Here is a 26,477-nt window from a genome sequence, read left to right on the forward strand (position 1 = left end):
TCTGTTTCTTGCTTTTATAATTGAATTATCAACTTAAAGACCTTCAGCGATGAGTAATACACCCTCTTTTCAGCAAGTGATCGAGCTAATTGATCAAGTCAATAGCCAAGACCCTAATACAGAGCAATGGCAGGGTCAGAGCATTCCTAAAGAACTACTTTATGCTCAACGTATGTCTGCCCAGCTGGAGAAATTTGCACCACAAGCGAGCGAGCTACTCCAAATTGCTGCACGGGCTCAGCATATCCAACGCTGGACGATCAAACGTTCAGATTATCCAGAAGGGCGTATGGGCTACAAACACTGGCGTACGGAGCTGGGCAAGTTTCATAGCGAACAGACAGGAAAGTTAATGTTAGAGGCAGGTTATACACAAAGTGATGCCGAACGCGTTGCTTTCCTGCTACAGAAAAAACAACTGAAGCATGATGCAGAAGTGCAAACACTGGAAGATGTGATCTGTCTGGTTTTTTTGGAATACTATCTGGATGCATTTGCCGAAAAGCACAATGAAGAGAAAATTATCAGTATTATCCAGAAAACCTGGAAGAAGATGTCAGAACAAGGACATGCTGCAGCCTTGCAAATTGCTTATTCCGACACCATGTTAGCGTTAATTAAAAAAGCGCTGGGCTAAGGTATTCAGCTACGGCTAATAACACAAACGGTTCACACACAAACATCCAGGTTTGGTATTCATCAGTCAGATTTAAGGTATTCAACAATGGAACAGCAGATCCGTGCAGAGATGCAGGTATTGCCCGAGATTGATGCGGATTTTGAAATCCGCCGTCGGGTTGATTTTATCAAACGTAAATTAAAGCAGTCGGGTTGCAAATCTCTGGTTCTGGGCATCAGTGGAGGCATTGATTCCACTACCTGTGGCCGTTTGGCACAGCTGGCTATTGATGAATTAAACGAAGAGACACACACTGCAGACTTTCGTTTTATCGCTGTTCGTCTGCCATATCAAGAACAGAAAGATGAAGATGAAGCACAATTAGCACTCAGCTTTATTCAGCCCACTCATTCTGTAAGTGTAAATATTCATGCTGGTGTCGATGGCCTGCACGCCAGTACCCTGGAGGCTTTGGAGGGTAAAGGCTTAATTCCTGAAAATCCTGCCACTGTTGATTTTGTTAAGGGTAATGTCAAAGCCCGGGCCCGTATGGTTGCTCAGTATGAAATTGCGGGTTTGACCGGAGGACTGGTTCTCGGAACAGACCATTCTGCAGAAAATATCACGGGGTTTTATACCAAATACGGTGACGGTGCTTGTGATCTTGCACCTCTGTTTGGCTTAAGCAAACGTCAGGTGCGTAAGCTGGCACAAACTTTAGGTGCCCCGGAGTTACTGGTACATAAAACACCAACGGCGGACCTGGAGGAGTTGGCTCCACAAAAAGCTGATGAAGATGCTCTGGCACTGACTTATGATCAAATTGATGATTTCCTGGAAGGCAAACCTGTATCACAGGAAGTGAGCGAACGTTTGATATACATCTATAATGCGACTCAACACAAGCGCCAACCTATTCCAACTATTTACGACAAAGAGTAACTAAATTGCTGCGAGCCCGCAGACAGTGTTGGTTGCGGGCCCTCGCGCTTTCTGCTCTTATCATTGGTCTTCCTTTATCCCCCTCAGCTGAAGCTATTGCTCTAACCAACCTCTCATAGTGATAACACTTCAATCTCAACAGCAAAACAATGATAAGCATTACTATTTGCATTGACACAACCAATCGCCGCATAGATAATAAGAACAATTATCATTAAATGAGCAACCCCTTATGATAAAAGAAGTTTTTAGCGGCATTGATAACTTTACTCTCTATGATCTCATCCAGAATCAACGCTTTGGAGTAGAGTACCAGCCTATTATTGAACTGCACCCCGGTGATATCATGGCTTGGGAAGGGTTGGCTCGCTTTTATGATCCAGAGGGTCAAACCCTGCGTCCAGACATCGTCTTTGAAGCGCTACATTCTGATGAACTTAGCCTGTTCAATATCGAATATCAGATGAAATGGCTACAGCTGACCTCCGCCCCAATCGGCGATAATCTCTTTCTGAATATTGACCCTCACGCCTTTGCTCTCTTTGGTGGCGATGAAAGGAATCCCCTGCTCGAACTGCTAAAAGGCAAATCCCATCTGGTAGTAGAGATTATTGAGAACACAGATGCCAGCGATGCAATCTATAGCAGCGGCATGGGTAAGGCTTACCGGGATCATGGCCTGAAAATAGCTCTAGATGATATCGGTGCGCCAAACAGTATGTTGTCATTCGATATCCTGCTGAGTGTGGATTATCTGAAATTGGACCGCTCCTGGATTAAGAACCAGCGTAAAGAAAACTATGAGCACCTGCTGAAAGCTCTCTGTGATTTTGCCAAGGCTAGTCATAAAAAATTAATTCTTGAAGGCGTTGAAAACGAAGAAGATCTCCAATTTGCCCACCATCTGGGAGTCGACTATGTACAAGGGTTTATCTACAAAGAGTTTTTTCGTACAGAGAAGCACTAATCACTGACATTTGATATAACCACTCTGCATTTAACGAAGAATAGCCAACACTTGACATTCGACCGCTTAACTATCTGTGCCGGTAAAGCAAGTGCTCGAGAGCCTTCGTTTCTTGTTTGCAATCAGGAAACAGAAGGCTCTTTTAGGCACTTCTTATCTCTTTTCCGTATACACTTAAGCAATAACATCAAAATTTTTTCGACATTTATACCTTTGCCCTCTCCGACCATTGGCCGGAAAGGGCTGAGATATTTATGTAGGTGTACTTATGAGTGACTCTTCTTTTACAGTTGTATCTACGCTTAAAATTAAGCTTAAGTACGTTTTACCCTGCTTATAGCTGCGCTGTTCAATATTCAACCAGACTCTCAGCGTCTTTACATTTTTTTTATTAAAAATCTGGACCCATGTTGAAAAAATTTTATACTGAGAAAGCATTTAAAAATTAAGGACCCAGCCCGGTGCCAAGATTGGAAGTCTCTCGAATCATTTTCGTGGCGTTATTTGCACTTTACAGCACAATAGGCTTCGCGGCTGAAAAAGTATCTGTTCAGCTAAACTGGACTCACCAATTTGAGTTTGCGGGCGTCTATGCAGCATTAGAGAAAGGCTTTTATAAGCAGGAAGGACTGGAAGTTGAGATTAAAGCAGGTGGTCCTGGCATTACCGCTCTCAGTGAAGTATTAACAGGGAGTGCTCAATTTGGTATCAGTGGCTCCGAGTTACTACTGGCAAGAATCAGCGGGCAACCCGTTGTCGCATTAGGCGTTATTTTTCAGCACTCTGCTGCAGGTATCGTGGCACTGGCTGATTCTGACATTTATACCCCACAGGATTTTTCTGGCCGGCGCCTGGAGATCGGTGAACTCTCCTCAGATGCGGAAGCTTATGCGGTATTACAAGCAGAAGGCATAACCCCCCGGCAATACGAACATATTCCAAGTACCTTTAATATGCAAAAACTGATCAGCAAACAAGTGGATGCGGCATCAGTTTATATCACCAATCAGCCCTTCTACTTGGAACAACAAAACCTACTCTACCGACTGATACTCCCTCGCTCCTATGGTATCGACTTTTATGGCGATACCATATTTACCAGCGAAACCCTGTTAGAAGAGCAACCTGAGCTGGCCAGAGCTTTTATGAATGCAACACTAAGGGGCTGGAAATATGCCTTTGACCGTCCGGATGAAATCATTGATCTAATTCTTGAAAAGTACAGCGACTTCCCTTTCGCCCACAGCCGTAAACATCTGGAATATGAATATCAACAGATGAAAGAGCTGGTATTACCGGACCTTGTTGAACTAGGGCATATGAATCTGACCCGCTGGCGTCATATGGCTAATACTTTTGTTTCTCTCGGCTTACTGCAACCGGATTATTCTCTCGAAGGCTTTATATGGCAACCGGATCGCCCCACAAAAAACTTAGATCAACATTACTTTAAGATCGGATTGATTCTGGCACTCAGCATCGGCTTTATGCTGTTACTGCTGTTTTTCTATAACCGCAGATTACAAGAACAGATTAATCTGAGGGCCCAAGCAGGCTCTAAACTGGTTTTTACGGAACAAAAACAACAAATGTCTCTTTGGGCTTCGAACCAAGGTTATTGGCACTGGAATCGAGTTGATAATACCCTGTTCATTGATCAAAATGCTGCCACTTTTCTGGGTGGGCAACATCAGGCCACAGTTTTTTCGTTTCAGGATGTCTCGTCCGAATCCAATATAGTCTCAGTACGTAATTTCTTTAGCCATTTTAGCGACCAGGTCCGTCAACAAGCAGGGCGTTTTGAGCTGGAAGCAGAGCTGAGTGATGAAGATAACCTGTCCCGCTGGCTTGTCTGTCGCGGAGAGATCATAGAAACCAGCACAGAAGGCGGCCTAAAAGCAGCCCATGGAGTCTTACTGGATGTGACCGAACAGCGTAAGGCCCAGCAGCAACTGGAACAATTAGCCATTACAGACACGATGACGGGTTGTTTGAACCGACGCTATTTTATGAGCCGCCTCAGCGCTTTTATGCAAAGGGTAAAGTTTGGTGAAGGCCATTTTGCAGTCGCGCTGATCGATATTGATAAAATGGAGAATATCAATGCCGAGTACGGCGAACATACAGGAGACCATGTCATTGAAACTTTGGCGGATATTATCCAACAACAGGTTCGCCCTATGGATCTGGTGGCACGCTTTGGCGGTCAGGCATATGCTGTACTGATGCCCAATACGAACACTGCAGACGCAATAAACGCCTGTGATCGTATCAGCAACTATATTGCTCACTATCGCTTTGATACCAGTAATAACAGTTTCTTTGTCACCGTGACAGGCGGTATTGTAGATACCGAAGAGTTCAGCTTAACCGAGCTAAATAGCAAACAGCTGCTATTCCTGGCTGAAGAGCGGGTGAAAGAAGGCAAAAGCCAAGGCGGAAACCGTCTTATTACTGACCACAGAAGCCATTAATATAATCTGTACCCATCAACCTATGTCAAAATCAATTCTTATTACTGGATGCTCCTCCGGCATTGGTCACTACACGGCCCATGAACTCAACAAGTTAGGCTACCGTGTTTTTGCTACGGCCCGTAAGGCTGAAGATGTCGAGCGGCTGAAACGAGAAGGGCTAAAAGATGTTTACCCGCTGGATCTCGATTGCAGCGATTCCATTCAACGAGCAGTCGACTGGGTACTTACAGAAACGGGCGGCACATTGGATGTCCTGTTTAATAACGGTGCTTATGGTATTCCAGGTGCCGTTGAAGATCTAAGCCGAGACAGCCTGCGCCAGCAGCTGGAAACCAATGTTTTAGGTTGGCACGAACTCACTTGCTTAGTACTGCCTGTTATGCGTAAGCAAGGTCATGGCCGTATTATTCAGAACAGCTCTGTACTAGGCTTAATCACTTTAAAATATCGTGGTGCCTACAACACGTCTAAGTTCGCCCTGGAGGGGCTGAGCGATACTCTGCGTCAGGAATTAAACGGTACCAATATCTATGTCAGCCTGATCGAACCGGGCCCTATCACCAGTAAATTCAGAGATAACGCCTATCAGAATTTTAAGCGGCATATCAACCCGCATAACAGTGCTCATAAAGCGGTCTATGAAGCTGTCGAGCGGCGTTTGGCAACATCAAACGGCAAACAGAACGATCCCTTCACATTAGGACCAGAAGCAGTCACCAAGTGCTTGCTGCATGCCATAGAAAGTAAACACCCCAAACCTCGCTACTATGTCACCTTTCCTACCCATCTGTTTGGCTGGCTACGTCGCATCCTCTCAACACGTATGCTGGATCGAGTATTGCTCAAAGTTTCCAGTGACGAGAATAAATAACATCTGAACCCTGAGACCTCATCCTGTTTGAAAGGTGCTTTGAAAGGCACGATGAGGTTTCTGCTGTTTTCGACAAACTGACTTATTTTTTGACACTTGTCTCATTGTTAAACACTGCCCCCAAAACCGCACTTTATCCAAAAAACCTATAAAAGTTTTTATTTATCAATTAGATAAACCCACTCCCCCTGCTCTGGCATAGCCTTTGCCATATTTATGATGAATCGGGCTAGTACCTGCTATCCATAAGTGAAGTTTCTTAAAACCTCAACTTACAGGTATTAGGTTTTGCCACATCAAGATTTATTCGTACCAGACAAAACGAACAACAATAAAAAGGTCGCTATATGAGCGTATTAGAATCCCAAGTAAACATTTCTGAAGCTGCGTTAGCTTTTATCCAACGCCAACATAAGTTTTTAGTGGGAGATCAGTGGTTAGCCGCCGCCGATGGACAAACATTAGATGTCTACAACCCATCCAACGGCGAAAAGATAGCCTCTGTACCCAGTGGTAGTAAAGCCGATATCGATAAAGCAGTGGCAGCAGCCCGTCAGGCATTCGATGATTCCGACTGGAGCCGTATCAAGCCTGTGGACCGTCAAAAGCTACTGTGGAACTTTGCCGATCTGATTGAGCAAAACGCCCCTCTATTAGCAGAGATTGAGTCTATTGATAATGGTAAAAGCATGGTCATTGCTGAACATGTTGATATTCGCCTGGCAGTGGACTTTCTGCGCTATATGGCAGGCTTTGCCACTAAGATTGAAGGCCGTACCGTCGATGTATCTGTGCCCTTTATGCCCGACGCCCAATTTCACGGCTATACCCGTCGCGAAGCGGTTGGTGTGGTGGGTGCCATTGTCGCCTGGAACTTCCCACTGTTACTGGCTTGTTGGAAACTGGGCCCCGCACTGGCAACAGGCTGTACTGTGGTACTCAAACCCGCTGAAGAAACACCGTTAACCGCGTTAAAACTCGCAGAATTGGCACTGGAAGCGGGTTATCCAGCGGGTGTAGTCAATGTGGTGACAGGGGTTGGCCATGAAGCAGGAGCAGCCTTATCTCACCACCCTGACGTTGATAAGCTGACATTTACCGGTTCTACCGAAGTTGGCAAGCTGATCGGCAAAGCAGCCATGGACTCCATGACCCGCGTCACTCTGGAACTGGGCGGAAAGTCACCTACGATTGTACTGGATGATGCCGACATTCAAACCGCCGCTCAAGGTGCTGCCAACGCTATCTTCTTTAATCATGGCCAGGTGTGCTGTGCTGGCTCCCGTCTCTATGTTCACAAAAAGCATTTTGATAACGTGGTTGCTGACATCTCCAGTATCGCGTCCAATATGACGTTGGGCTCAGGTTTAGATCCTAATGCTCAGATGGGACCTCTTGTTTCGGCCCGCCAGCAGGAACGGGTATGTCACTATATCGAACAAGGTATTCAGGGGGGCGCTACGATTACAGCGGGTGGTGGAGCAATAGAAGGTCCTGGCTTCTATGTAAAACCAACGGTAATGGTTGATGTTGACCATAACGCTATCGTCACACGGGAAGAGATCTTTGGCCCAGTATTAGTTGCTATGCCATTTGATGATATTGATGAAGCCATTCGTATAGCCAACGACAGCCAGTATGGCTTGGGCGCCAGCATCTGGTCCAATAACCTATCTCAGGTACACCGAATGGTACCTCGCATTAAGTCAGGTTCAATCTGGGTCAATTGCCACACTGCACTTGACCCAGCACTGCCATTCGGGGGCTTCAAACAGTCAGGTCTGGGACGTGAGATGGGTTCCGATGTTATTGAGCACTACACAGAAGTAAAATCGGTACTGATGAGTATCTGATTGATCGATAGCAATCGCGGTAGGTATAGAATAAGGGAGCCGTTCTCATTTTAATGATGGGATCTGCTCCCAAGCCGGTTATCAGTGGCTGATGGCGTATGGATACCAACCTTAAATAACGATACAAATACAATGACACCGCCCAACAGATTAGCGACTCTGCTGTCGAGGCCAACTGAGTTTAAAGCGCGCGCCACCTAAGGGACTGTCCATTACCTCGACTTGCCCCTGATGACGCAGCACAATCTGTTTGACAATCGCCAACCCCAGACCAAAACCACCAGTCAGTTTAGAGCGGCTTTTATCCGCCCGCACAAAGGGATCAAATAGAGTTGCCCGATCCTGTTCTGGAATACCAGGACCATCGTCATCGACCAATATGGAAACGCTACCGTCCAGCACTTCAAACGAAACCTGAACCTGATAATCCGCATAGCGGCAAGCATTCAGCACCAGATTATCCAAAGCACGCTTAATGGAAGAAGGGTGGAACTCTACTTCCATGCTTTGAGGTACTTGAGAAGTTTGAATTTGAACACGCTGAGATATTTGATGGGTTTGGGCTCTATAGGGCCCAGGCTGAACCAAAATAGCAGCCTTACTTGATGGTCCCAAAGAATCAGAAAGACCGGAAACCAGCGTTAAAGTGATATTGTCGTGCGGTAATTTTATTTGCTGAGACCATTGTTGCAGCCAACTATCCAGCACTTGAGGTTCATAATCCAGCTTTAAACCTGAACGCTCAAAACGCGCATAGGTTAACGCTTCTGAAACCAGATCTTCCAGTTCGTTGATATCTTCAGCGATACTGTTTAATGATTTCTGTAGTTCCTGCACGTCATCCAGATCTTGCGCATAATCCAATTCAAACTTAATTCTGGAGATAGGGGTTCTTAATTCGTGAGATACCGCATTACTGAGGTGTTTATGGCTTTCTATCAGCTGCTGAATACGCTCAGCCATGGTATTAAAGTTATGGTTCAGATCACTCACTCTTAAATGACCAGCCTCACTGGCCCGAACAGTCAACTCCCCTTGCCCTAGTTTTTGCGTAGCTTGAGCCAGGTGCCGAATCCGGCGCTGCACAGTCAAGGTCCATAACACGACACAGATTACCAAAACCCCGCTACCGCCAAAGAAGGTGATAAAAACACTGTCTTCGTACATGTCAGTGGTATCAATAGGGCCTATCTGAATGATCCTGCCTTCAGTATCAAACGCCTTTAAAGCAATATCATGCTCAATATCAGCAATCCAAATCCCCCCCTGTTCTAACGTTGTTAATCCAGGCTCAGATAACTCCAAGGCTTGTGAGCTAACCAACTTCACGGGAATATTAGCGGAGGACATCTTTTCTAACTTCTCTGGCCACTGATCAGGAGGCGTTAACCGTAAAACCTCCTCAACCATATAAAATGCCCCAGACAGATCGTTCACAGTATCGTCTACTATCGCCTCTGGTGACATCATCAAGAGCAACTGATCAAACAGATCGTTGGAATAGAAGCTAAACACAAACAGTAAAAGATAGAGAGGTAGGAAAATTCGTAACATAGCAGCAAAGGTCTCACTGTTTGATGGCAGATCTAAAGATCCGGTTCCAAAATTAGAACAAACAAGTACAGCCTAAACCAGCAGCCTGAAAGCAGATACAAGGTAACTGTTATGGAATGTTATGACTTCGCTCCCATAACCCAAAGTAGACCAGGAAGCCCAAGCGAGAACAAACAGGAAAATAGATTACCCTTGTGACTGCCTGACCTTAACCCCAGGCATCAGGGACAAACAGGTAGCCCTTAGCTCGCACGGTAATAATCTTTCTCGGTTGCGATAGATTATCTGCCAATTTTTTACGTAACGCCGAAACTTTAACATCCACCGAACGATCAAAACCGTCGTACTCGATACCTCTCAAGGTTTTCAGAATCTCATCCCGGCTCACCACCTGCTCGGCTTGATTAGCCAACAATAACAAAACATCAAACTCTGAAGGTGTCAGGATAATATCGTCACCCGCCAAAGTAACAGCCCGCTGTATAGGGTGGATCTGCAACTGGCCAAAAGTCAGCCATTTCGTCTGCTCAGCAATAGGGGGGGCAGAATTCACAGCAACATGAGCCGCCACTGTACCTACATCAGAGTTAATAGCAAACGCCTCGCCAGTACGTGCTGTACTAGAAGCAATAGCAGGCTGACGGTTACGTTCCAATAAACGCAGATGAGCAAGCAAAACCCTGGGATGAATCGGTTTGATCAGGTAACCATCAGCTCCCAGCTCCAAACCAGCAACTTGATCCATATCGTCTTCACTGGCCGTCAGTATTAGAATCTGACCAAAGAAGCCTGCCCGCACCTCACGACAAACCTGAAAACCATCAGCACCTGGCAGCATAAGATCCAGAATTACAATATCAGGCTGCCGGATTCTAATTTGTTCAATGGCCTCCAAACCATCCATTACTCGAATAACCTGATAATCATACCGTTCAAGAAAACGCTGAACCTGATCCCCAAGCTTTTGATCATCCTCCGCAAGCAAGATACAACCTTTTTGAATCTGTTCAGACATACCCTTTCTCAACCCTGTTCAATGATGGCTTCTAAGCTCTGAATAACCACTTGTTGATTACGCTTGCAGCGAAGAATGTAATACAGGACATGCCATCCTTCCATTACAAAGCATAACTTTTGCCTGTAAGACCCTAACACCTGTGCTGATTACACTGGCCCCAACGTTATGGCGAAGCACTCGCCAAGAAAATGATTTATTGGAGATTAATTATGCAAAAGTCACTAGGTGTTCATTTTATCGCGGCCTGTATGCTGCTGTCAGGTTGTAATGGTGATGATGACGAGACAAATATTAGCGCTATCAATAGTGAATCCTATATCGGAACCTGGGTTGCACCAGCCTACGGTACAGCGATGGTAGTAGGAAAAGATCGCTTATATGAATATCAATATACCAGCAGTTACTGCATTCAATCTAACTCTGAAAGAGGCTCAGGTGCAGACCTTGCCAACCAATTCTGGCAATTGTCTGAAGACCAGCAAAGTATGCGTCAAATCCTGAATCAACACGGCGTAGAGCAGCGTGGAGCGGTATACGCCAAAACAGGTGCTTTGCCAGACAGCTGCCTACAAAATTTGGTTAAAGTGAAAGAAGAAAGCGGTTATCAAGCCGATGCCGCTCGAGATTTTGAAATGTTTTGGCAAACCTTTAATGAATACTACCCTACATTTGATAAACGAAATGTAGATTGGGCCGCTCAGAGAGAGCAGGTAACCGTGAGCCTAACCAGTGATAGCAGTGATGAAGACCTGTTCTATGCATTGGCTGAGATGGTTGCACCGCTAGGGGATAGCCATGTTGAAGTCAGAGCCGTTGATTCAGATTCGGGTGTAAACGTTACCAGTGGAGTAACCCTGCTGGACCGTATTGCCGAAGAGTACATTTCAGCCAATGGTACGATCAACAATGATCAGCAATATGTCCAGTATCTGAGCTATCAAGCAGAACAAATTGACCGAGTGAATCAGATCCGTATTTCTTACGCCGCCGATGATAATCAGATCAAGCAAGCAGCCAACGGCCAACTGATCTGGTTTATCACGACAAATAATATCGGTTATCTGAGCATTGAAAATATGGCCTTCTTTGCAGGCGATAGCTTGGATGAACTCGATTTTGTTGATGAGCTGAATGTCCTGAAACCAGCCATTGAGCAAGCCATGTCTGAACTCGCCAATACTAATGGCCTGGTGATCGATATTCGCCAAAACCCTGGAGGCTTTGACGCAGCCAGCCAAATGATAGCGAAACACTTCCTGGATACGGAACGTCATTTGTATAGTAAACAGGCGCGTCTAGGTAATAGCCGAACAAAACTGGAAACCTACAGCTTAGCTCCAGTGGCCAGCCCTTATCTGAAACCGGTTGTGCTACTGACCAGTGCCGCCAGTACCAGTGCCGCAGAAGTCTTTACCCTGATGCTACGGGAGTTGCCTCATGTCACCTTAGTCGGTGAAGCGACTCAGGGTGCGATATCAGATATCCTGGAAAAGACACTACCTAATGGCTTTGAGATTGATCTGGTTAACGAATATTACCTGACACCTGACGGGGAGTGGTTCGAAGGAGAGGGCATTCCCGTCGATTATCACGTTGAGTTCGGCACCCAAAGTCAACGCCTGGCAGGTATAGACGAAGGTATTGATCTGGCTCTGAGCTTACTGACAAATTAAACCAGTCCTCCCCACACTCTTCAGCCTCTGAGTTCAAGTCAGAGGCTGAAAAGCATCGAAACACCCGCCATATAGCTTCTCAACTTCCCTCAAGCCATATTGATCAAACAAGCAAAAAGAATTTTGACTAAGAAGTAAGCAAGAGCAGAACTTAGATCAATATTTATAATCGAATACATCACATGTAACGCAATTTAATGGCGATACCCGATATAGCTGCTACGTTTTATTAATCGGATATTTTTTATCATTTAACGAATGACAACAGCCTTATCCAGTGCTCTGTCGCTGCAACATAAGAATGTTTACTCACATTTTAAGGGGTATTTTAGGAAAACAGGGTACTAAATACCCGAACAGAGATTGGTTCGTCATGGCTGTAGCCAAAAGTCACAGGGTTGGAATAGCGACATTATCGATACGGAGTGAAGATCATGAAAAAACATGCCGTTAACAGAATCATGGGAAAAGCCATTGCGACTTACGCATGTGGCGAGCGTCAACAGGATATCCTATATACCGCCTATGATACTCACGATGACGTTCAAAAGCACTCCAGCCTGATCCGTCAGCTATTCTCTAGCCAGCCCCCAACCAAACAAAACAACGAGCTGTTTTATCTACAGATTGACAGCTGATCGAATCAATTCAGGAACACACCTAACCTAGATGCCACTTACGGATTAAAACCTCCAAGTGGCATCCTGCTAATTCTCCCAAGGAGATCAGTTTCACACTGAAGCGCTACACAACGCCATAGGCATATGTATCGATAGTCTGCCTAACCAATTCTAAAGTATCTTGCAGTTTATCCCGCTCAATTGAGCCCAGGGCTAAACGGATCGCATGAGGTATATGCTCCGTTATTGCAAAGGGTTCTGCGCTGGAGACTGAGACATTCTGCATCATCAAAGCCATCACAATCTGATCCGAGCGCACCTCTTCAGGCAAGGGCAACCAGATAAAATATGAGCTGGGGTGGCCTATCGTCACTAACTCTTTAAATACCGCTTTGGCGATCACCTGTCGTTGTTCTGCATCTCTGCGTTTTTCCATTTCCAGGTAATCCACTGTGCCATCTTCGACCCATTGACACGCTAATGCGGTGACCAGGGCCGGAGTATTCCAAATCGTTGCTCTTATGGTACGCTCCAGTTGAGCTATCCAGTTTGAGGGGGCTGCAATAAAGCCCATACGCAGCCCAGTAGCTACACTTTTGGAAAGCCCGGAAATATAAACGGTTATATCAGGTGCGAGCGCAGCCAGTGGCGGGGGTGGACTGTCAGCCAGAAAAGCATAGGCGGCATCTTCTATAATAATCAGGTTATATTGACGTGCAATAGCGATCAGACGTTGTCGCTGAGCTAAAGTCATTACCCAACCCAAAGGATTTTGCAACGTCGGCATAGCATAAACGGCCCGTACAGGTCGCGTCTGACATAACCGCTCCAAGGCATCTAAATCGGGCCCGACTGCCGCTGATATATTCTGAGTACCCGTAGATATGGGTTGGGTAGATCCCAATGCTTTTTCTGCCGATGAGGATACTTTCCAAGCGATAGAAACCGGTGTCAACTGCAACGATTGAGCTGAAGCGACTATCTTAAACCCCGGATAGGTCAGAGCATCAACAGCCACCAAGTCTCCATGCTTTAGTAACGACATCACCGCACAGGCCAAGCCATGCTGGGCACCATTGACCAATAAAACCTGCTCACCATCAACTTTCAGGCCGCGCCGTTCGAGATAATGCGCAACAATGGCTCTTTCATGTTTACGCCCGGCATGGGGTTGATAATGCAGTAAGGCTTCGATATCACCAGAAGAGGCCAACTGACGTAACCCCTGCCTTAGCAGTTCAGCCTGTCCAGGCAAGGCAGGCGAGTTAAAATTCAGATCCAACATGCCTTCTTTGGTACAGATTTGATCAATACCATGTCCTGCCGGTAACTCGGTTTGCCGCACAAAAGTCCCCCGACCCGTCTCGCCGCTCACCAGCCCCATCGCCTCAAGTTCTGCGTACACCCGGGATGCAGTGACCAACGCAATTCCTTGTTCAGCAGCCAACTGCCGGTGTGTTGGTAAGCGTGTCCCTGGGACTAACTTTCCACTGCGAATATCTGTAGCAAATTGATCGACCAAGTGTTTGTAACGTGCTCGTGCCATCGCCAAATGTATCCATGACAATAATTTTATTGTCATTATTTTGCTCGATACACTGCGGTCCAGCAAGTAACAATTAAGGGCTGAACTCTAAGCCCTTCGACTGAGGCCAACCTATGCACATTTCAATTCTGACGTTTGATGGTTTTAATGAACTGGATTCCCTGATTGCTCTGGGAATTCTTAATCGTATTAAGCAACCGGATTGGCGTGTCACTCTTGCCAGTCCGACTGCGGAAGTTACTTCCATGAATGGAGTAACGCTGCAACGGCATATTTCGCTGAGCGAAGCTTGTCAGGCAGATGCAGTATTGATCGGTAGTGGCATCAAAACACGGGAAATTGTGGCAGATCACAGGATTATTGAACAACTTCAGCTTGATCCATCTCGCCAGCTGATCGGTGCTCAATGTTCAGGGAGCTTAATACTGGAAAAGCTAGGACTGCTGCAAAATATACCCGCTTGTACCGATCTCACTACCACGCCCTGGCTGCAAGATAGTGGTATTGAAGTATTAAACCAGGCCTTTTTTGCCAAGGATAATGTCGCAAGCTCAGGCGGCTGTTTAGCCTCTTCATATCTCGCAGCTTGGGTAATTGCTCGCCTGGTGAGCATTGAAGCGGCCCAAGAAGCAATCCACTATGTCGCACCTGTTGGAGAAAAAGAACGCTATGTCCAACAAACACTGAAAAACATTCTCCCTTTCTTATCTAATGCAAATCAGTATGGATCAGTGCGTCAAAATCCAGTTCAAGGCACTTAATCTCTGTTGTAAAACATCGGCTAACGCCGTCCATGCCTGGACGGCGTTCTTCAGTCAGAAAAAGAATCTGCGCTATTGAAACAGATCACACTTAAAAAGCGGAGCAAGTCATCACGTCCTCTGAATAATAAACATCGCCACAATAACCAGTACAATGCCGGGCAAAACGGCTAGCTCGAACACTCCGATACCAAACAAAATACTCAATAACAGCGCAAATGCAGGGGTAAGAAAACTATAGGCCACCGCATTGGTCGCACCGATTTTCACAATACCCATCTGCTGTAAAAAGAAGGTCACCAACGTTGAGAAAAAAGACAGATACAAGATCCACAGATAGACTTCATTGCCAATGCTCTGCCACTCAATGGTGAAAATCTGCCCCCAGGATGCCAGCAGTAACCAACCTGCGCCAGAGACCAGCACCCAGAAGGTCATCAGCTCCATAGGTTCTCCGGCATAGAGTTTTTTTACCAGAAAGTTATAACCAGCCATCACCAAACAGCCGATAAAAAAGACCAGATCACCGTAGTTAAAATCCAGCGCCATTGCGGCTTGATAATCACCTCGAAACACAATCCAGATCGCCCCCAAGGTGCCCAGCATCAACCCCAGTACGTGCCTTACCTGTTGTCTCCCGGTTAACCAGTAACATATAAAGTGCCGTTATTCCAGGCACCATGGTGTATAACGCACTGGTGTTCAGGGCACTGGTATATTTAAGACTCTCAAACATACACCAGAAAAAAGTCGCTAATGGCAGACTGATTAAGGAGTAATGCAACAATCTTTTGCCAGAAGGCAGCGCCAGGGTTTTCTTAAACATCACATAAGGCAAAAACAAAATAGCGGCACAGACAAAGCGAAGCAACATAATCACCGAGGGAGACAAACTACCGGCAATGGCAGCGCCCACCGGAAAAGAACTGGCAACCAATACCGTCGCAAATATCATCAGCGAATGATAGTACTTCTGGCTAGCGATCATAACGCGCACCTCAATTATCTATGGGTAGCTAAAACAAAAACCTTCAGATTTGACAGTCCGTCAACACATCAAGATAACAATGTGAATGGACTGCCAGACTCTGTTCAGAACAAGAAAGGATCAATCCAGTAGTTTTGGTGTATCGCCGGACAGGTCGATCCAGGTATTGGTACCCAGTAACTCAGCACCTTCTACACTCGGTTCTTCGTAACGCATAACAAACTTCTTAGGGCCATGGGCATAGGCCACCACCAAACCATATTCCGCATCCAAATAACCGCCATGAGGCCCTAAACCTGGGTAACTGATGCGCCAAGCCTGCCCATTAAGCCCCACATGACCCAGCGTTAATTTACCGACCACATTGTCAGGTAGTGAGAAAAACCAGGTCCAAGGGCCACCTGAAACAATAGTCATCACTTCATCGATACCCACGCCCTCTTCGGAGCTGTTTACATGCAGAAGACCAAACTTCTTCTGCAAATAGGTTTTTACTTCTGGAGTCATCGCCCGCATGTCATACACCTTAGGATAAGGTGCAACACCTTCTTCCGAGGTTGAAAGATAACCTCCCCGGTGAGCCTCAGGCTCACAACCTGCCTTATGGATCTCATCCAGCAACTGACCACGATGCAGAGGGAAATGAACTGAGATCAGTTCCTGTGCTTCATCTGAGCTAATGGTACGGGTTTGCGAAGCTTCCAGAATAGGTAAAGCGGCTTTGGGCAGGTCTAAGGTACTGACCCGAACACCCACAGAGCGCAGCACGCTATTAACTTGATCAACTCCCGTAGTCGCTGGGCGGCCATCGCTGTAGCTGAGCGTCAAAATACCATCGGTTTTATCCGCAAAGCTTTGTACTGGCAGTACAATAAACAGTGCAGAGAGTGTTAATTTTAGCCACTTCTTCATGGCGGATTCCTCTTCATAATGTCATTCACGTTGTTGCAAAATCCAAGACAACGTCTTGATACTGCGTACTCTACTTTTCTATTCGGCCTAGAAAAACAGCATTTTTTTGAATATATTGTTCTCTATCAAAGAACAATATAGAGCGAGAAATGGGCGGATGAGCGATAAACTGTTAGAGATGGAAACCTTTGTCCGGGTGGTAGAAGCAGGGTCTATTTCAGCCGCAGCCGAGCAGATGTCAGTGGCTAAATCTGCCGTCAGTAAACGTCTATCAGATCTGGAAGCACGTCTTGGAGTTCAGCTATTAGCGCGTACGACACGCCGTCTTAACCTAACGGATTCAGGACGCGCTTTTTTAGCGCAAAGCAAAGAGATCTTAGCCGCAGTGGATATCGCTGAGTCGACAGCGACGGGCTCAAGGGGATTGATCCAGGGTAAACTCAGAATCACCTCTCCACTCACCTTTGGCTTGATGCATCTGAATCCTGCCATTCGGGAGTTTATGCGTTTACACCCTGATGTTAGAGTAGATATCGACTTCTCAGATCACCAAAGAGATCTGGTACACGGTGGTTATGATCTGGGACTACGGATCGCTAACCTAGGTGATAGCCAACTGGCCGCCCGGCCACTGACTCAGATTCGTCGTGCCATTGTCGCCAGCCCAAGCTATTTCAAAGACAAAGCCCTGCCAAAAACACCAAAAGACCTACTTGAACTGGATTGTCTGCATTACAGTGGTGCCAGCGATTCCCGCTGGGTATATATCAGCCCAAACGGGCAAAAAGGTGCTATTGAGCCCATTGCCCGAATCAATGCCAATAACGGTGCCTTTTTAAGAGATATGGCGATTGCAGGTGGTGGCGTCATCAATCAACCAACGTTTAACATCTACCAGGCGATCTGCTCAGGTGAGTTAATCACACTGCTTGATGACTACTGCTGGCAGGAGCTGACCGCCTGTATTGTGTACCCAAAAACCCACTATCTGCCATTAAGAGTCCGAGCCTTTATTGATTTCCTGACAGAATACTTTGATCGTGATGAACCCTATTGGGAGCGCGAGATAGCACAGGCGGTTAAACAATGAAGATCAGCCAATCGAGAAGTTATCATCTTGGTTAAAAGAGAGAACTTTTCCTCTCGTACTGCTGCTGAATATGCTCGATAAAAACGCGAACCTTTTGGGGTAGGTGCTTTTTGCTGGGGTAAACGGCATAGATCTGCTTAGCATCGTCAAAGAGATAGCTATCAAACAGACGAATAAGCTCTCTGCTATTTAGGGCGCGCTGCACACTGATCTGAGGTAAACAGGCCAGACCAAGGCCGTGAATACAGGCTGTTTTCAACGCCTGAGTATTATTACTGGAAAACGTGCCCAACAGCCGAAGTTTATACTCTGTTTGACCAGCACGATGCCTGGCCGTTAACGTGGATTCAGCATCAAGATACGTTAAAAATGGGCATTGATCGAGACTATGGATATTTTCCAGGTCTATGGCCTGCTGCTGAATAAAAATCGGACTGGCACATAACACCATTTCAGTGCTGAATAGTTTTTTTGCAATCAACTCAGAATCTTTCAACGGCCCCACTCTGAGGGCGACATCCGTATGATCTTTAAACAGCTCACGCAGATCATTACTCAAGTCCAGCTGTAACCGAATCAGTGGGTAGCACTGAACAAAATCACTGAAGCACTGGGACATTAAGTCATTACCCAACGTTAACGGAGCCGAGACATTAAGCACACCAGCGGCACTGTCGTTATCGCTGGTCAGATGACTCACTGTCTGCTGCATGCTTTTCACCTGTTCCGCACACCCTGCAACCAGCTCATTTCCCTTTTGCGTCAGTTTTAGGGAGCGAGTATTACGCTCTAATAAACGCAGACCCAACTGATTCTCCAGCGCACTAACGCGCCGACTGAGTGTGCTGGGAGGCATGGCTAACTGCTCAGCCGCTGCACTAAAACTCCCCTGTTCAGCCACTGCCACCACGATGGCTATATCATCATAACGCCACATATTAATCCATTTTTGGCATAGTTAATGCCATTTAAGCCAATTATTAATGCTAAATTGGCATGATAGTATGATCCAAACGGTTAATAAAAGGTTTGTCCTCCATGCCCGAGATATTCAATGCCTTTGGGTTTATCAGCGTTATCTATCTAATTATCGGCATCGCCATCACAGCTAAGTTCTATCCAGGCTATAGTCATACACAGCAATTTGTCAGTGAACTGGCAGCAATCGGCAGCCCTACGCAGAAACTGTCGCCACGGCTTAATAACTATCCGCTGTCCGTGATGTTCTGCGTATTCGGGTTGAGTATTTGCAACCTGAATACTGCGGGCATCAGTGAGTGGATTGCAGGTAGCAGTATCATCGTTCATGGACTAGCCACTGCCGTAGCTGGCTTTTACAGCATGGATAAAGACCCCTACATAGAAACACCCAGTTTCAGTGGACAGATTCATGCTTTGGCCGGATTGCTGGTGATGGTATCCCTGTTTATAGCGCCATTGGCCTTAATGTTCTCACCGCTATATAGTCGTGGTTTTCAGCTATTCTCGGTCCTGTGCATCAGTTTATCAGTAGCGTTTTTGGTCGCGACAGCGAAAGCATACCAGTCACGTAACAACGCAGGGCTTTATCAAAGGCTTTCCTATGGCGCTCAGTTACTGTGGCTGGCAGGGTTTTCCCTGATACTCATGGTGAGATAAGGGATTCTAACTGACCCGATCAAAGCCACAAACATCAGTCCACATCCAACTGATAGGTCTGCCACTGGGTTTTACTGGCTAAACGGTCATATACCGCCCGGCCACGATAGTTATCCTCGGCAGTGATCCAGCGTACAAACGGCCAGCCCTGAACCTGGGCTTCCTGCTTTAAGCGCTCAAACAGCAGATCCACAGTCCCCTTACCGCGACAATCCGGGTCAACAAACAGATCATCCAGAAAGCCCACCTGAGCCCCACGCAACGGCGAAGGCATCTCACGATAATGCATCAGGCCCACGCCATTACCCCACTCATCTTTGGCAATCAGCGCAAAAAAGCGATTATTAGGATCAAAAATCCAACTCCAGACCTGATCCAAGGTCTCTTGGGTCATTGGCATCTGATAAAAATTCGCATAACCGTGATAGAGCTTTTCCCACTGCTCCCTATCATTTAAGTTCAGTGCAGAAACCGTAATAGTCATCTCAACCTCCTTAAGCCAAAAAGTCCTGCAAAGCACGCTGCTGCTTGCCTGCACGGTCAAAATTATCAGGGTGTAACCAAGCCCGGAAAGCCTGCTTCAAACGCGGCCATTCAGAGTCCAAAATAGAGAACCAAGCGGTATCCCGGTTACGACCTTTATAGATGGTGGCCTGACGGAAAATACCTTCAAAACTAAACCCCAAACGCTCAGCAGCCTGTTTAGAGGGTCCATTGCAGTTGTCGCACTTCCACTCATAACGACGGTATCCCAACTCATCAAAAACACGCTGCATCATCAGAAACATCGCTTCCGTTGACATCGGTGTTCTCTGCATCAAAGAGGAGAAATGGATATGCCCCACCTCGATCACACCCACAGCAGGCTCAATACGTAGGAAACTTGCCATCCCCACCGCTTCACCAGTAGAACTGTCCACCACCGCATAAAACAGGGGATCATCACCACAACACCAATCCTTCAACCACGCCATAAATGGCTCAACACTATCGAATGGGCCATAAGGCAGATAGGTCCAGTTACCACCCTCAAGGTCCATCGCAAAGGCTTTAAACAACTGGGTACAATGGATCTCTGGATTGAGAGGTTCCAGCCAACAGTACTCACCTTTCATCGCTGTTTTTGCCGGACGGTTACGTGGGCTCCACTCAGGCAGCTCAGCACCAATAGCCTGCCCCAGAGCATTCTTGCGTATGTTATCAATCATCTCTTTCATCCTTTCCAACAAGCTGTGATTTAGCTTTCAAATGACTCTGAGGGTAGATTAAAGCGAAAAATGGAACCTCAAAAGACCCACTATAGACAATATAGATAGACCCAATTTTGAAAGGTACTGCTGGAAGTGGTAAACCTGACGCCCTACGATTTTGATCCAGTGTAAAACAGGCTGCTTCATATTTGAAAACAGCGACATGACTACACTCTTTGTAAAGAGAGGATAAAAGCGAGGCAAACCCCCTCCTCCTGCTCAGGGATATCGAGATGCATTTTAAGCATGTATAGAGCTATATGATAATCCAGGCATCAGCTGCGTTTAGTTCAAATTTCGCGGGGTTGCAGGTTAGCCTGCGGTTTCAGCTCAAACTCGACCAGTTTATTAATAATCGAAATCAGATCCTGATAACCTGGGTTCTGGCGACCATACACGGCATACACTTCACGACTGACTGATTGCGCTGCTTCGACCAGATACAGGTCTTTATTGATCAGGTAGGGTTCAACCAAGGCACGGGGCAGAAAGGCTACACCACCGTAAGTGATCAAAAACTCCAAAGCGATCTGGCTTTGTTCTGTATGTAGAATCGGCATAACAGGGGTGCGAAAAAGCTTAGCGTTTTTCATATTAAAAGCCGTACCCCAATCGACAAAGACATAACCTGTATGATCAATTTCACCCAGTGTTATACCCTCTTTATGGCTGACCAGCACCAGTTCTATCTGGCCTATTTTACAGTTCTCCAGTTCAGCGGAGTTGGGCGGGTCAAGTACTACAGCAATATCCAGGCGTCCGGCTAATAGCGAGCGGCTCAGTTCCTGATGTGAGTTAATCTCAGTACGGATTGATAATCCGGGAAACTCGTTCGCCAACCTGGGCAAAATAGACTGGAGAAAGGTGCCCCAGAGATTGGATATACCACCCAACGTGAGCTGCGTATCCTGCGCTTCCGACATTCCCACATCCTGCAGTGCCAATTGCCAGCTTGCTAACAGGTTCTCTGCATGAGGTAACAGACGCTCTCCAGCAACGGTCAGACGGATATTGTTTCTTTGCCGGGTAAACAGCTCGATACCGACGATCTCTTCAAGTTGGCGAATACGAAAACTGACTGCCGATTGCGTCAAGTGGAGGTTTTGTGCAGCCTGGCCAAAGTGCCGGGTTTTTGACACCTCCAGAAAAGTACGCAGTAACGTCAAATCCATAAAACATCCATAAAAAAAATCGATTGAAATTAATAAAAAAACATCATTTTACAGCCTGAAAGCCAGGATTAATAATTCGAATCATCTTAACCGGAGCTTTATTTACTGAATAAGCGCTCTGAGGTGAGTATCGGCTTTTCTCTCAAACCTGGAGGGTATAGCTGGTAACTACCGTCTTTTGAAGGGATTAGCACGTCAAATAGCTGCTAACGGGTCCCTTAACTTTATCGCATTAAACATATCTGCCTACAGGACCATAATGAAAATTGTTATGTGCCAGGGGCTTTTATATGCCGTTGATTATTATAAGAAGTACTTATCGAAAATGGTAAGTTTGCTTCTGTTTGGAGTCTGATCTTGAAAATCTGTTTCATTATGTACCCCTGGGACCGTATCGATCCTGAAAGTGATTCGACCTTACGTATGATCCACGAGTGTGTAGATCGGGGTATTACTGTTGCTGTAACGACACCAAACAACCTCACCATCCGGGACAGTGAAGCCCATGCTTTCTGTAACGTCATTAAGCACGCCACTAAGCTCACCAGCAACATTGTTTCTTTTTATAAGAAAGCTGAGTTTAAACGCTGTAAGTTGCCGTTAGCAGGCTTCGACGCCATCATTATGCGCGCGAATCCACCATTGGATACGGTTGCCCTGAACTTCCTGGATTCGGTACGTAATGACGTCTTTATCATGAATGATCTGGATGGCTTAAGAATTGCAAATAATAAGCTATATCCCGCTTCTTTTAATGGTGAAGCGAGTCGTTTTGTTCCTGCAACTCACGTATCGAAAAACCGTGAGTATCTGGAGCAGGTACTGAAAGATTCCCCATCCGAAAAAATGATCATGAAACCCTTAAATGGCTTCGGTGGCCAGGGTGTGATCGTGATTGAAAAAGGCGCTCGACAAAACTTCCGTTCTCTGCTGGATTTCTATATTGGCTCAGGTGATGAAAGTAACTATGTGATTCTTCAGGAATACGTCTCCGGCGCTGAAAAAGGTGATGTTCGCATCCTCTTGTTAAACGGTGAGCCTATCGGTGCCATGCGCCGTGTCCCACCAGCCGATGACGTACGCTCCAATATTCATGCCGGTGGCCGGGAAGAGAAACACATATTGACCCGTGAAGAGAAAGAACTGTGCCGGGCGATTGGTCCTCAGCTGGTGCGTGATGGTCTCTATTTTGTCGGCCTGGATGTAATCAATGGCAAGCTGATCGAAGTCAATGTACTGAGCCCTGGCGGTATTACCCGTATCAACCGTTTGAACCGCGTACGTCTGCAAAAGCAAGTGATAGACTTTGTTGAGAATGTGGTCAAAGCCAAGGAAGTGGTCGTGGAACGGAAAAATGCTTTCCGTAAGGTGATTGAAGATGCAGCGGCTATCTGAGAAAGAGATCCTGCGTCGCATACGCCAGGGGGAAGCCTTCGAGTGTTTAGCAGAGGATGACTCTTTTACCTTAAAGGTTGAAGAGTATACTCCTGCGATCTATACCGCGATCCATGACGGCCATCAGTTTCGCTCATCGCTGGAGAAATACAGTCTGTTGAGTGAAGCGGAACGCTATCAGGAAGAAGATCCTTTTACCGGAGAAATGATTCAGGCCATGCCGATAACACTGATCGGCATGGATTCACGCTATGAGTATGACCTGAATCGACCAGTAGCCACCTGTGTCTATAAAAAAGCCTGGGGCAAACAGGTATGGCATAAACCGATCTCGGTTTCACAGCGCCAGGCCAGTATCGAAAAACATAAACGCTTCTATCGCATCCTGGATGCTCTGGTCGAAAAGGTCGAGCAGCTGTATGGTGCCTGTATCGTTTTTGATATGCACTCCTACAACGGGTTTCGCCAGAGCGAATCGGCTCCGGTATTTAATCTGGGCACGGAGCAAGTGGATATGGATCGTTGGCAGCGGGTTGTTAAACGCTTCGAGCGTCAGCTAAACAGCATCACGTTACAGGGCGTGCCCGTTCGGGCAGCCAGTAACGAGGTGTTCTACGGACGGGGTTATCTGATTGCCCATACCAACAGTCGCTTTGAAAATACCCTGGTGATTCCCTGCGAAGTAAAAAAAGTGTTTATGGATGAACACTCAGGGGAAGTATTCCGTCTGGTACTGGATGAACTGAAAGAAGGCCTGAAACATAGCTTGAGTGATACGGCGGCTTTTTTCGCACGCAATCACACCCGCAGAGCCAGTGCCAAGCGATTGGATATGTTATCTTCTCAGCTTGACCCAGCCATTAGAAAACTGGATCAGGCACTGTATACTCTTGCGCGCGATTTAGAAACACTGTACTACATCAACCCCATCAATATCGCTCAGGAAAAGCGTCGTTTCTTCAGTAAAAAAGGCAACTATCGTCCTGAATTTCGCTATCGCCCTCTGGCTGTTGACCCTTACCATTTCCGCGAGCAACTGTATCGTTTACCGGTGGATGAAATTCGTGATCCCGGTATTCAGCAGATGTATCGCCAAACGATTGACGGTCTCTCCAGTAAGATCGATCTGTTAGTCCATGCCGGTAGTGAGCAGTTTGTTTATAGCTCCCTGAAGTACTACGGCGAACCCAGCATCGAAGACGAAGCCAATGCCAGGTTTTTGCTGCATGCAGCAGGTTTGGAAGAAACGGAAGATAACACCGTCTCCGCAGAAGAAGCGTGTGACTACTTCCGCAAATGTGCAGCTGATTGGGGCATGAACTGTAAGGTTGAGCCTAACCACCGGTTAGTGGCAGGCGCTATGGTTTCTGACCGCAAAAAAACCCTTTACGTCAATGCCAATGATCGTTTTGCCCAAAGCCAGCTACAGGCTCTGGCACATCATGAGCTGGGTGTACATATGGCCACTACACTCAATGCCCGTCTGCAGCCGCTAAGAGTATTTTCTCTGGGACTACCAGGCAATACCATGACCCAGGAAGGTTTAGCGATTCTCAATGAGTATCACACTGGCAACCTACCTCTGAAGCGTTTACAGAGCCTGGCTCATCGGGTGCTGGCCGTTAAGGCTATGCTTAAACACGGTGATTTCCACTATACGTTTAATTACCTGCATGAAGAGATGAAACTGGATCAGGACAGTGCTTTTGGCCTGGCTGTCAGGGTTCATCGTGGCGGAGGTTTTACCAAAGACTATCTTTATTTAAGGGGTGTCAGCGAAGCCCTGCGTCTGTCGCAAAGCAGGGATATTAGAAACTTATACATTGGTAAAACCGGTTTTGCCTATCTGTCTCTGATCGATGAAATGATTGAACGCGGTATATTGAATAAACCTCGTTTTATCGCCGAAGGGCTCACCTTGCCACAACAAAATTCTGAGGTTTTGACTTATTTGATGATGTCAGTACGGCCCACCGCCCCTGCGACTGAGCCGCCCCCTATGCTTTGTGCCTGATGACAGGTTAAATAAGATGACAACAATAAATAATGATAATAAAGAGCTGATTAAAAAAGTACTGACCGAGGCTGCCGACAATGTTCCGGTGGAACAGGTCTGCGAACAAAATGGCATCAGTAAAGCCACTTACTATGCTTGGTATTCCGCTTATAGCTGTGAAAACGGTGAGTTAATGCGGATAACAGAGGTCAGGGAAAAAGACCAGAAACAAGCAACAGATCAACTGGTTAAACAGATTACCGTGTTTCGCTGAACATGAATAGGTGAGGGGCCGGGGTTTCCTATTTGCGGATAGTTAGGAAGCTCTGGCGCAATCTGTTAAAGATCATCATCAGATAAAATCTGGCAGCAGTGACGTACAGTTAAAATCTGTATCTCATAACCCAGGCTGTAGATGATGCGATAGTGACCAAAAATGATCTCTCGATAGCGAGAATCTGAGAGGTCTGGAACCCTACGTTCCATCTCTGGCATAGCCCCCAATAGCTCAGATTTATCAAATACCTCATTGACTCACTTCTCAGCTGCAGCAGGGTCATCCAGTGAAATAAACTCAATGATACCACCGAGTTTCTGTACGGCCAGAGGGGACCATACAACCTTCATTTTTTAATACGACCCAGTATTTGTGCACGGGCATCTTCGTTAGATATTGCAGAGCCTTCTGCTAGTTGCGTCTCTGCAGTACGTATTTCTTCCAACAACTCTATCTTTTCCTGCATCGTTTCATACTCCACGACATCAAGGACTACGGCGACACCCTTGCCCCGTTGAGTAATCAGTAGAGGGCGACGGGTTTCATTGACCTTCTTAAGAAAAGAAGCCACTCCAGCACGAAACTCGGATAGTGGTTGAATGTCTTGATCAAGGTGAATACGGCTCATAAGGTACCTTTTAGCGTACAAAGTAATGTACAAATGGTAGTTCGGTAAGCAAGTAGGCAAGAAAGGAAACATCTTATTTTGAAACTGCACGCTATAAGTTCGTTTGGCTAATCAATCTCATTGCTGATTTTTGGAAAAGACTATATAAGATTGATTTAATAGATAAATAAATACTATACCAGGCATGATAAGCCAGCTTGTTACAGATACTCATGATCTCTCGACCAGTA

25 protein-coding genes and 1 pseudogene are annotated in these 26,477 nt (G+C 46.3%); 14 read left to right on the forward strand and 12 right to left on the reverse strand.

Features of this window, described 5'->3' with window-relative positions:
* Nucleotides 1-49 precede the first annotated feature (49 nt).
* The 6 genes from H579_RS0110270 (at nucleotide 50) to H579_RS0110295 (ending at nucleotide 7,729) form a co-directional block, all read left to right on the forward strand.
* A complete protein-coding gene (locus H579_RS0110270) occupies nucleotides 50-637 on the forward strand; it encodes a DUF4202 domain-containing protein (protein ID WP_036566019.1) in 588 nt (195 codons plus the stop codon).
* A gap of 87 nt (nucleotides 638-724) precedes the next feature.
* Nucleotides 725-1,561, forward strand: a complete 837-nt coding sequence (nadE, locus tag H579_RS0110275) for an ammonia-dependent NAD(+) synthetase (RefSeq protein ID WP_028300606.1) — start codon at nucleotides 725-727, stop codon at nucleotides 1,559-1,561.
* Between the two features lie 232 nt (nucleotides 1,562-1,793).
* A complete protein-coding gene (locus tag H579_RS0110280; protein ID WP_051227525.1) occupies nucleotides 1,794-2,528 on the forward strand; it encodes an EAL domain-containing protein in 735 nt (244 codons plus the stop codon).
* Nucleotides 2,529-3,022: 494 nt separating this feature from the next.
* A complete protein-coding gene (locus tag H579_RS0110285) occupies nucleotides 3,023-5,002 on the forward strand; it encodes an ABC transporter substrate-binding protein (RefSeq protein WP_169449706.1) in 1,980 nt (659 codons plus the stop codon).
* A gap of 22 nt (nucleotides 5,003-5,024) precedes the next feature.
* Entirely contained in the window at nucleotides 5,025-5,876 is an 852-nt protein-coding gene (locus tag H579_RS0110290) for an SDR family NAD(P)-dependent oxidoreductase (RefSeq protein ID WP_028300609.1), read from the forward strand.
* A gap of 347 nt (nucleotides 5,877-6,223) precedes the next feature.
* Nucleotides 6,224-7,729: an aldehyde dehydrogenase family protein gene (locus H579_RS0110295; RefSeq protein WP_036566022.1), complete on the forward strand. Its 1,506-nt coding sequence runs from the start codon at nucleotides 6,224-6,226 to the stop codon at nucleotides 7,727-7,729.
* Between the two features lie 150 nt (nucleotides 7,730-7,879).
* Here the strand turns inward: H579_RS0110295 and H579_RS0110300 are convergent, their stop codons facing one another.
* The gene (locus H579_RS0110300) at nucleotides 7,880-9,283 is read right to left on the reverse strand and encodes an ATP-binding protein (RefSeq protein WP_028300611.1); all 1,404 of its coding nucleotides are present in this window, start codon (nucleotides 9,281-9,283) and stop codon (nucleotides 7,880-7,882) included.
* Between the two features lie 208 nt (nucleotides 9,284-9,491).
* Nucleotides 9,492-10,298 carry a response regulator gene (locus H579_RS0110305; RefSeq protein WP_028300612.1) on the reverse strand — a complete coding sequence of 269 codons (807 nt, stop codon included), beginning with the start codon at nucleotides 10,296-10,298 and terminating at the stop codon, nucleotides 9,492-9,494.
* Between the two features lie 212 nt (nucleotides 10,299-10,510).
* On the opposite strand from H579_RS0110305, the gene H579_RS0110310 reads away from it, so the two are divergent.
* The gene (locus tag H579_RS0110310) at nucleotides 10,511-11,974 is read left to right on the forward strand and encodes a S41 family peptidase (protein WP_028300613.1); all 1,464 of its coding nucleotides are present in this window, start codon (nucleotides 10,511-10,513) and stop codon (nucleotides 11,972-11,974) included.
* A 434-nt stretch (nucleotides 11,975-12,408) separates the two neighbouring features.
* Nucleotides 12,409-12,612 (forward strand): hypothetical protein, encoded by a 204-nt coding sequence (locus H579_RS0110315; protein ID WP_028300614.1) that lies wholly within the window; start codon nucleotides 12,409-12,411, stop codon nucleotides 12,610-12,612.
* Nucleotides 12,613-12,718: 106 nt separating this feature from the next.
* On the opposite strand, the gene H579_RS0110320 is transcribed toward H579_RS0110315, so the two are convergent.
* Complete coding sequence (locus H579_RS0110320; RefSeq protein ID WP_028300615.1) at nucleotides 12,719-14,140, reverse strand: aminotransferase-like domain-containing protein; 1,422 nt, start codon at nucleotides 14,138-14,140, stop codon at nucleotides 12,719-12,721.
* A 113-nt stretch (nucleotides 14,141-14,253) separates the two neighbouring features.
* Here H579_RS0110320 and H579_RS25195 point away from each other — a divergent pair, with 113 nt between their 5' ends.
* The gene (locus H579_RS25195) at nucleotides 14,254-14,901 is read left to right on the forward strand and encodes a DJ-1/PfpI family protein (RefSeq protein WP_036566024.1); all 648 of its coding nucleotides are present in this window, start codon (nucleotides 14,254-14,256) and stop codon (nucleotides 14,899-14,901) included.
* Nucleotides 14,902-15,012: 111 nt separating this feature from the next.
* Here H579_RS25195 and H579_RS29425 read toward each other — a convergent pair whose 3' ends face one another.
* The 3 genes from H579_RS29425 to H579_RS0110335 all read right to left on the reverse strand — a co-directional run bounded on the left by H579_RS29425 (nucleotide 15,013) and on the right by H579_RS0110335 (nucleotide 16,801).
* The gene (locus H579_RS29425; protein ID WP_211224701.1) at nucleotides 15,013-15,477 is read right to left on the reverse strand and encodes a DMT family transporter; all 465 of its coding nucleotides are present in this window, start codon (nucleotides 15,475-15,477) and stop codon (nucleotides 15,013-15,015) included.
* The gene (locus tag H579_RS29430) at nucleotides 15,464-15,889 is read right to left on the reverse strand and encodes a DMT family transporter (RefSeq protein ID WP_211224702.1); all 426 of its coding nucleotides are present in this window, start codon (nucleotides 15,887-15,889) and stop codon (nucleotides 15,464-15,466) included. The genes H579_RS29425 and H579_RS29430 overlap by 14 nt, the downstream gene beginning before the upstream one ends.
* 120 nt (nucleotides 15,890-16,009) lie before the next feature.
* Nucleotides 16,010-16,801 (reverse strand): hypothetical protein, encoded by a 792-nt coding sequence (locus tag H579_RS0110335; RefSeq protein WP_028300616.1) that lies wholly within the window; start codon nucleotides 16,799-16,801, stop codon nucleotides 16,010-16,012.
* Nucleotides 16,802-16,958: 157 nt separating this feature from the next.
* Here H579_RS0110335 and H579_RS0110340 point away from each other — a divergent pair, with 157 nt between their 5' ends.
* The gene (locus H579_RS0110340; protein WP_028300617.1) at nucleotides 16,959-17,891 is read left to right on the forward strand and encodes a LysR family transcriptional regulator; all 933 of its coding nucleotides are present in this window, start codon (nucleotides 16,959-16,961) and stop codon (nucleotides 17,889-17,891) included.
* A 31-nt stretch (nucleotides 17,892-17,922) separates the two neighbouring features.
* Here H579_RS0110340 and H579_RS0110345 read toward each other — a convergent pair whose 3' ends face one another.
* Nucleotides 17,923-18,828 carry a LysR family transcriptional regulator gene (locus tag H579_RS0110345; RefSeq protein ID WP_028300618.1) on the reverse strand — a complete coding sequence of 302 codons (906 nt, stop codon included), beginning with the start codon at nucleotides 18,826-18,828 and terminating at the stop codon, nucleotides 17,923-17,925.
* A gap of 101 nt (nucleotides 18,829-18,929) precedes the next feature.
* Between H579_RS0110345 and H579_RS0110350 the strand changes: the two genes are divergently transcribed.
* A complete protein-coding gene (locus H579_RS0110350; protein ID WP_028300619.1) occupies nucleotides 18,930-19,529 on the forward strand; it encodes a DUF998 domain-containing protein in 600 nt (199 codons plus the stop codon).
* Nucleotides 19,530-19,563: 34 nt separating this feature from the next.
* Here H579_RS0110350 and H579_RS0110355 read toward each other — a convergent pair whose 3' ends face one another.
* From H579_RS0110355 to H579_RS0110365, 3 genes are all read right to left on the reverse strand, one after another.
* On the reverse strand, nucleotides 19,564-20,013 hold the full coding sequence (locus H579_RS0110355; protein ID WP_028300620.1) for a GNAT family N-acetyltransferase: 450 nt from the start codon (nucleotides 20,011-20,013) through the stop codon (nucleotides 19,564-19,566).
* A 10-nt stretch (nucleotides 20,014-20,023) separates the two neighbouring features.
* On the reverse strand, nucleotides 20,024-20,737 hold the full coding sequence (locus H579_RS0110360; RefSeq protein WP_028300621.1) for a GNAT family N-acetyltransferase: 714 nt from the start codon (nucleotides 20,735-20,737) through the stop codon (nucleotides 20,024-20,026).
* Between the two features lie 332 nt (nucleotides 20,738-21,069).
* Nucleotides 21,070-21,951 (reverse strand): LysR family transcriptional regulator, encoded by an 882-nt coding sequence (locus H579_RS0110365; protein ID WP_028300622.1) that lies wholly within the window; start codon nucleotides 21,949-21,951, stop codon nucleotides 21,070-21,072.
* Nucleotides 21,952-22,308: 357 nt separating this feature from the next.
* Here H579_RS0110365 and gshB point away from each other — a divergent pair, with 357 nt between their 5' ends.
* The 3 genes from gshB to H579_RS25210 are packed head-to-tail and all read left to right on the forward strand — an operon-like array spanning nucleotide 22,309 to nucleotide 25,616.
* Nucleotides 22,309-23,346 (forward strand): glutathione synthase, encoded by a 1,038-nt coding sequence (gene gshB / locus H579_RS0110375; RefSeq protein ID WP_028300623.1) that lies wholly within the window; start codon nucleotides 22,309-22,311, stop codon nucleotides 23,344-23,346.
* A complete protein-coding gene (locus H579_RS25205) occupies nucleotides 23,330-25,360 on the forward strand; it encodes a flavohemoglobin expression-modulating QEGLA motif protein (RefSeq protein ID WP_051227526.1) in 2,031 nt (676 codons plus the stop codon). The genes gshB and H579_RS25205 overlap by 17 nt, the downstream gene beginning before the upstream one ends.
* A gap of 16 nt (nucleotides 25,361-25,376) precedes the next feature.
* Complete coding sequence (locus H579_RS25210; RefSeq protein ID WP_036566027.1) at nucleotides 25,377-25,616, forward strand: helix-turn-helix domain-containing protein; 240 nt, start codon at nucleotides 25,377-25,379, stop codon at nucleotides 25,614-25,616.
* Nucleotides 25,617-25,681: 65 nt separating this feature from the next.
* Here H579_RS25210 and H579_RS29665 read toward each other — a convergent pair.
* Together H579_RS29665 and H579_RS0110395 are read right to left on the reverse strand one after the other, a co-directional pair.
* Nucleotides 25,682-25,861, reverse strand: a pseudogene (locus tag H579_RS29665) (type II toxin-antitoxin system RelE/ParE family toxin); the annotation flags it as partial.
* Nucleotides 25,862-25,965: 104 nt separating this feature from the next.
* Nucleotides 25,966-26,247: a type II toxin-antitoxin system Phd/YefM family antitoxin gene (locus tag H579_RS0110395; protein WP_028300624.1), complete on the reverse strand. Its 282-nt coding sequence runs from the start codon at nucleotides 26,245-26,247 to the stop codon at nucleotides 25,966-25,968.
* Nucleotides 26,248-26,477: the final 230 nt, after the last annotated feature.

The sequence above is a fragment of the Oceanospirillum beijerinckii DSM 7166 genome, assembly GCF_000422425.1.
GTDB lineage: Bacteria > Pseudomonadota > Gammaproteobacteria > Pseudomonadales > Halomonadaceae > Oceanospirillum > Oceanospirillum beijerinckii.

Coding starts and splice junctions, on each gene's coding strand:
- H579_RS0110315 (WP_028300614.1), top strand. CDS start 12,409: ATGAAAAAACATGCCGTTAACAGAATCATGGGAAAAGCCATTGCGACT.
- H579_RS0110360 (WP_028300621.1), bottom strand. CDS start 20,737: ATGATTGATAACATACGCAAGAATGCTCTGGGGCAGGCTATTGGTGCT.
- H579_RS0110365 (WP_028300622.1), bottom strand. CDS start 21,951: ATGGATTTGACGTTACTGCGTACTTTTCTGGAGGTGTCAAAAACCCGG.
- H579_RS25195 (WP_036566024.1), top strand. CDS start 14,254: ATGCACATTTCAATTCTGACGTTTGATGGTTTTAATGAACTGGATTCC.
- H579_RS0110310 (WP_028300613.1), top strand. CDS start 10,511: ATGCAAAAGTCACTAGGTGTTCATTTTATCGCGGCCTGTATGCTGCTG.
- nadE (WP_028300606.1), top strand. CDS start 725: ATGGAACAGCAGATCCGTGCAGAGATGCAGGTATTGCCCGAGATTGAT.
- H579_RS0110340 (WP_028300617.1), top strand. CDS start 16,959: ATGAGCGATAAACTGTTAGAGATGGAAACCTTTGTCCGGGTGGTAGAA.
- H579_RS0110395 (WP_028300624.1), bottom strand. CDS start 26,247: ATGAGCCGTATTCACCTTGATCAAGACATTCAACCACTATCCGAGTTT.
- H579_RS0110345 (WP_028300618.1), bottom strand. CDS start 18,828: ATGTGGCGTTATGATGATATAGCCATCGTGGTGGCAGTGGCTGAACAG.
- H579_RS0110280 (WP_051227525.1), top strand. CDS start 1,794: ATGATAAAAGAAGTTTTTAGCGGCATTGATAACTTTACTCTCTATGAT.
- H579_RS0110295 (WP_036566022.1), top strand. CDS start 6,224: ATGAGCGTATTAGAATCCCAAGTAAACATTTCTGAAGCTGCGTTAGCT.
- H579_RS0110270 (WP_036566019.1), top strand. CDS start 50: ATGAGTAATACACCCTCTTTTCAGCAAGTGATCGAGCTAATTGATCAA.
- H579_RS25210 (WP_036566027.1), top strand. CDS start 25,377: ATGACAACAATAAATAATGATAATAAAGAGCTGATTAAAAAAGTACTG.
- H579_RS25205 (WP_051227526.1), top strand. CDS start 23,330: ATGCAGCGGCTATCTGAGAAAGAGATCCTGCGTCGCATACGCCAGGGG.
- H579_RS29430 (WP_211224702.1), bottom strand. CDS start 15,889: ATGATCGCTAGCCAGAAGTACTATCATTCGCTGATGATATTTGCGACG.
- H579_RS0110350 (WP_028300619.1), top strand. CDS start 18,930: ATGCCCGAGATATTCAATGCCTTTGGGTTTATCAGCGTTATCTATCTA.
- H579_RS0110305 (WP_028300612.1), bottom strand. CDS start 10,298: ATGTCTGAACAGATTCAAAAAGGTTGTATCTTGCTTGCGGAGGATGAT.
- H579_RS0110355 (WP_028300620.1), bottom strand. CDS start 20,013: ATGACTATTACGGTTTCTGCACTGAACTTAAATGATAGGGAGCAGTGG.
- H579_RS0110300 (WP_028300611.1), bottom strand. CDS start 9,283: ATGTTACGAATTTTCCTACCTCTCTATCTTTTACTGTTTGTGTTTAGC.
- H579_RS0110290 (WP_028300609.1), top strand. CDS start 5,025: ATGTCAAAATCAATTCTTATTACTGGATGCTCCTCCGGCATTGGTCAC.
- H579_RS0110335 (WP_028300616.1), bottom strand. CDS start 16,801: ATGAAGAAGTGGCTAAAATTAACACTCTCTGCACTGTTTATTGTACTG.
- H579_RS0110320 (WP_028300615.1), bottom strand. CDS start 14,140: ATGGCACGAGCACGTTACAAACACTTGGTCGATCAATTTGCTACAGAT.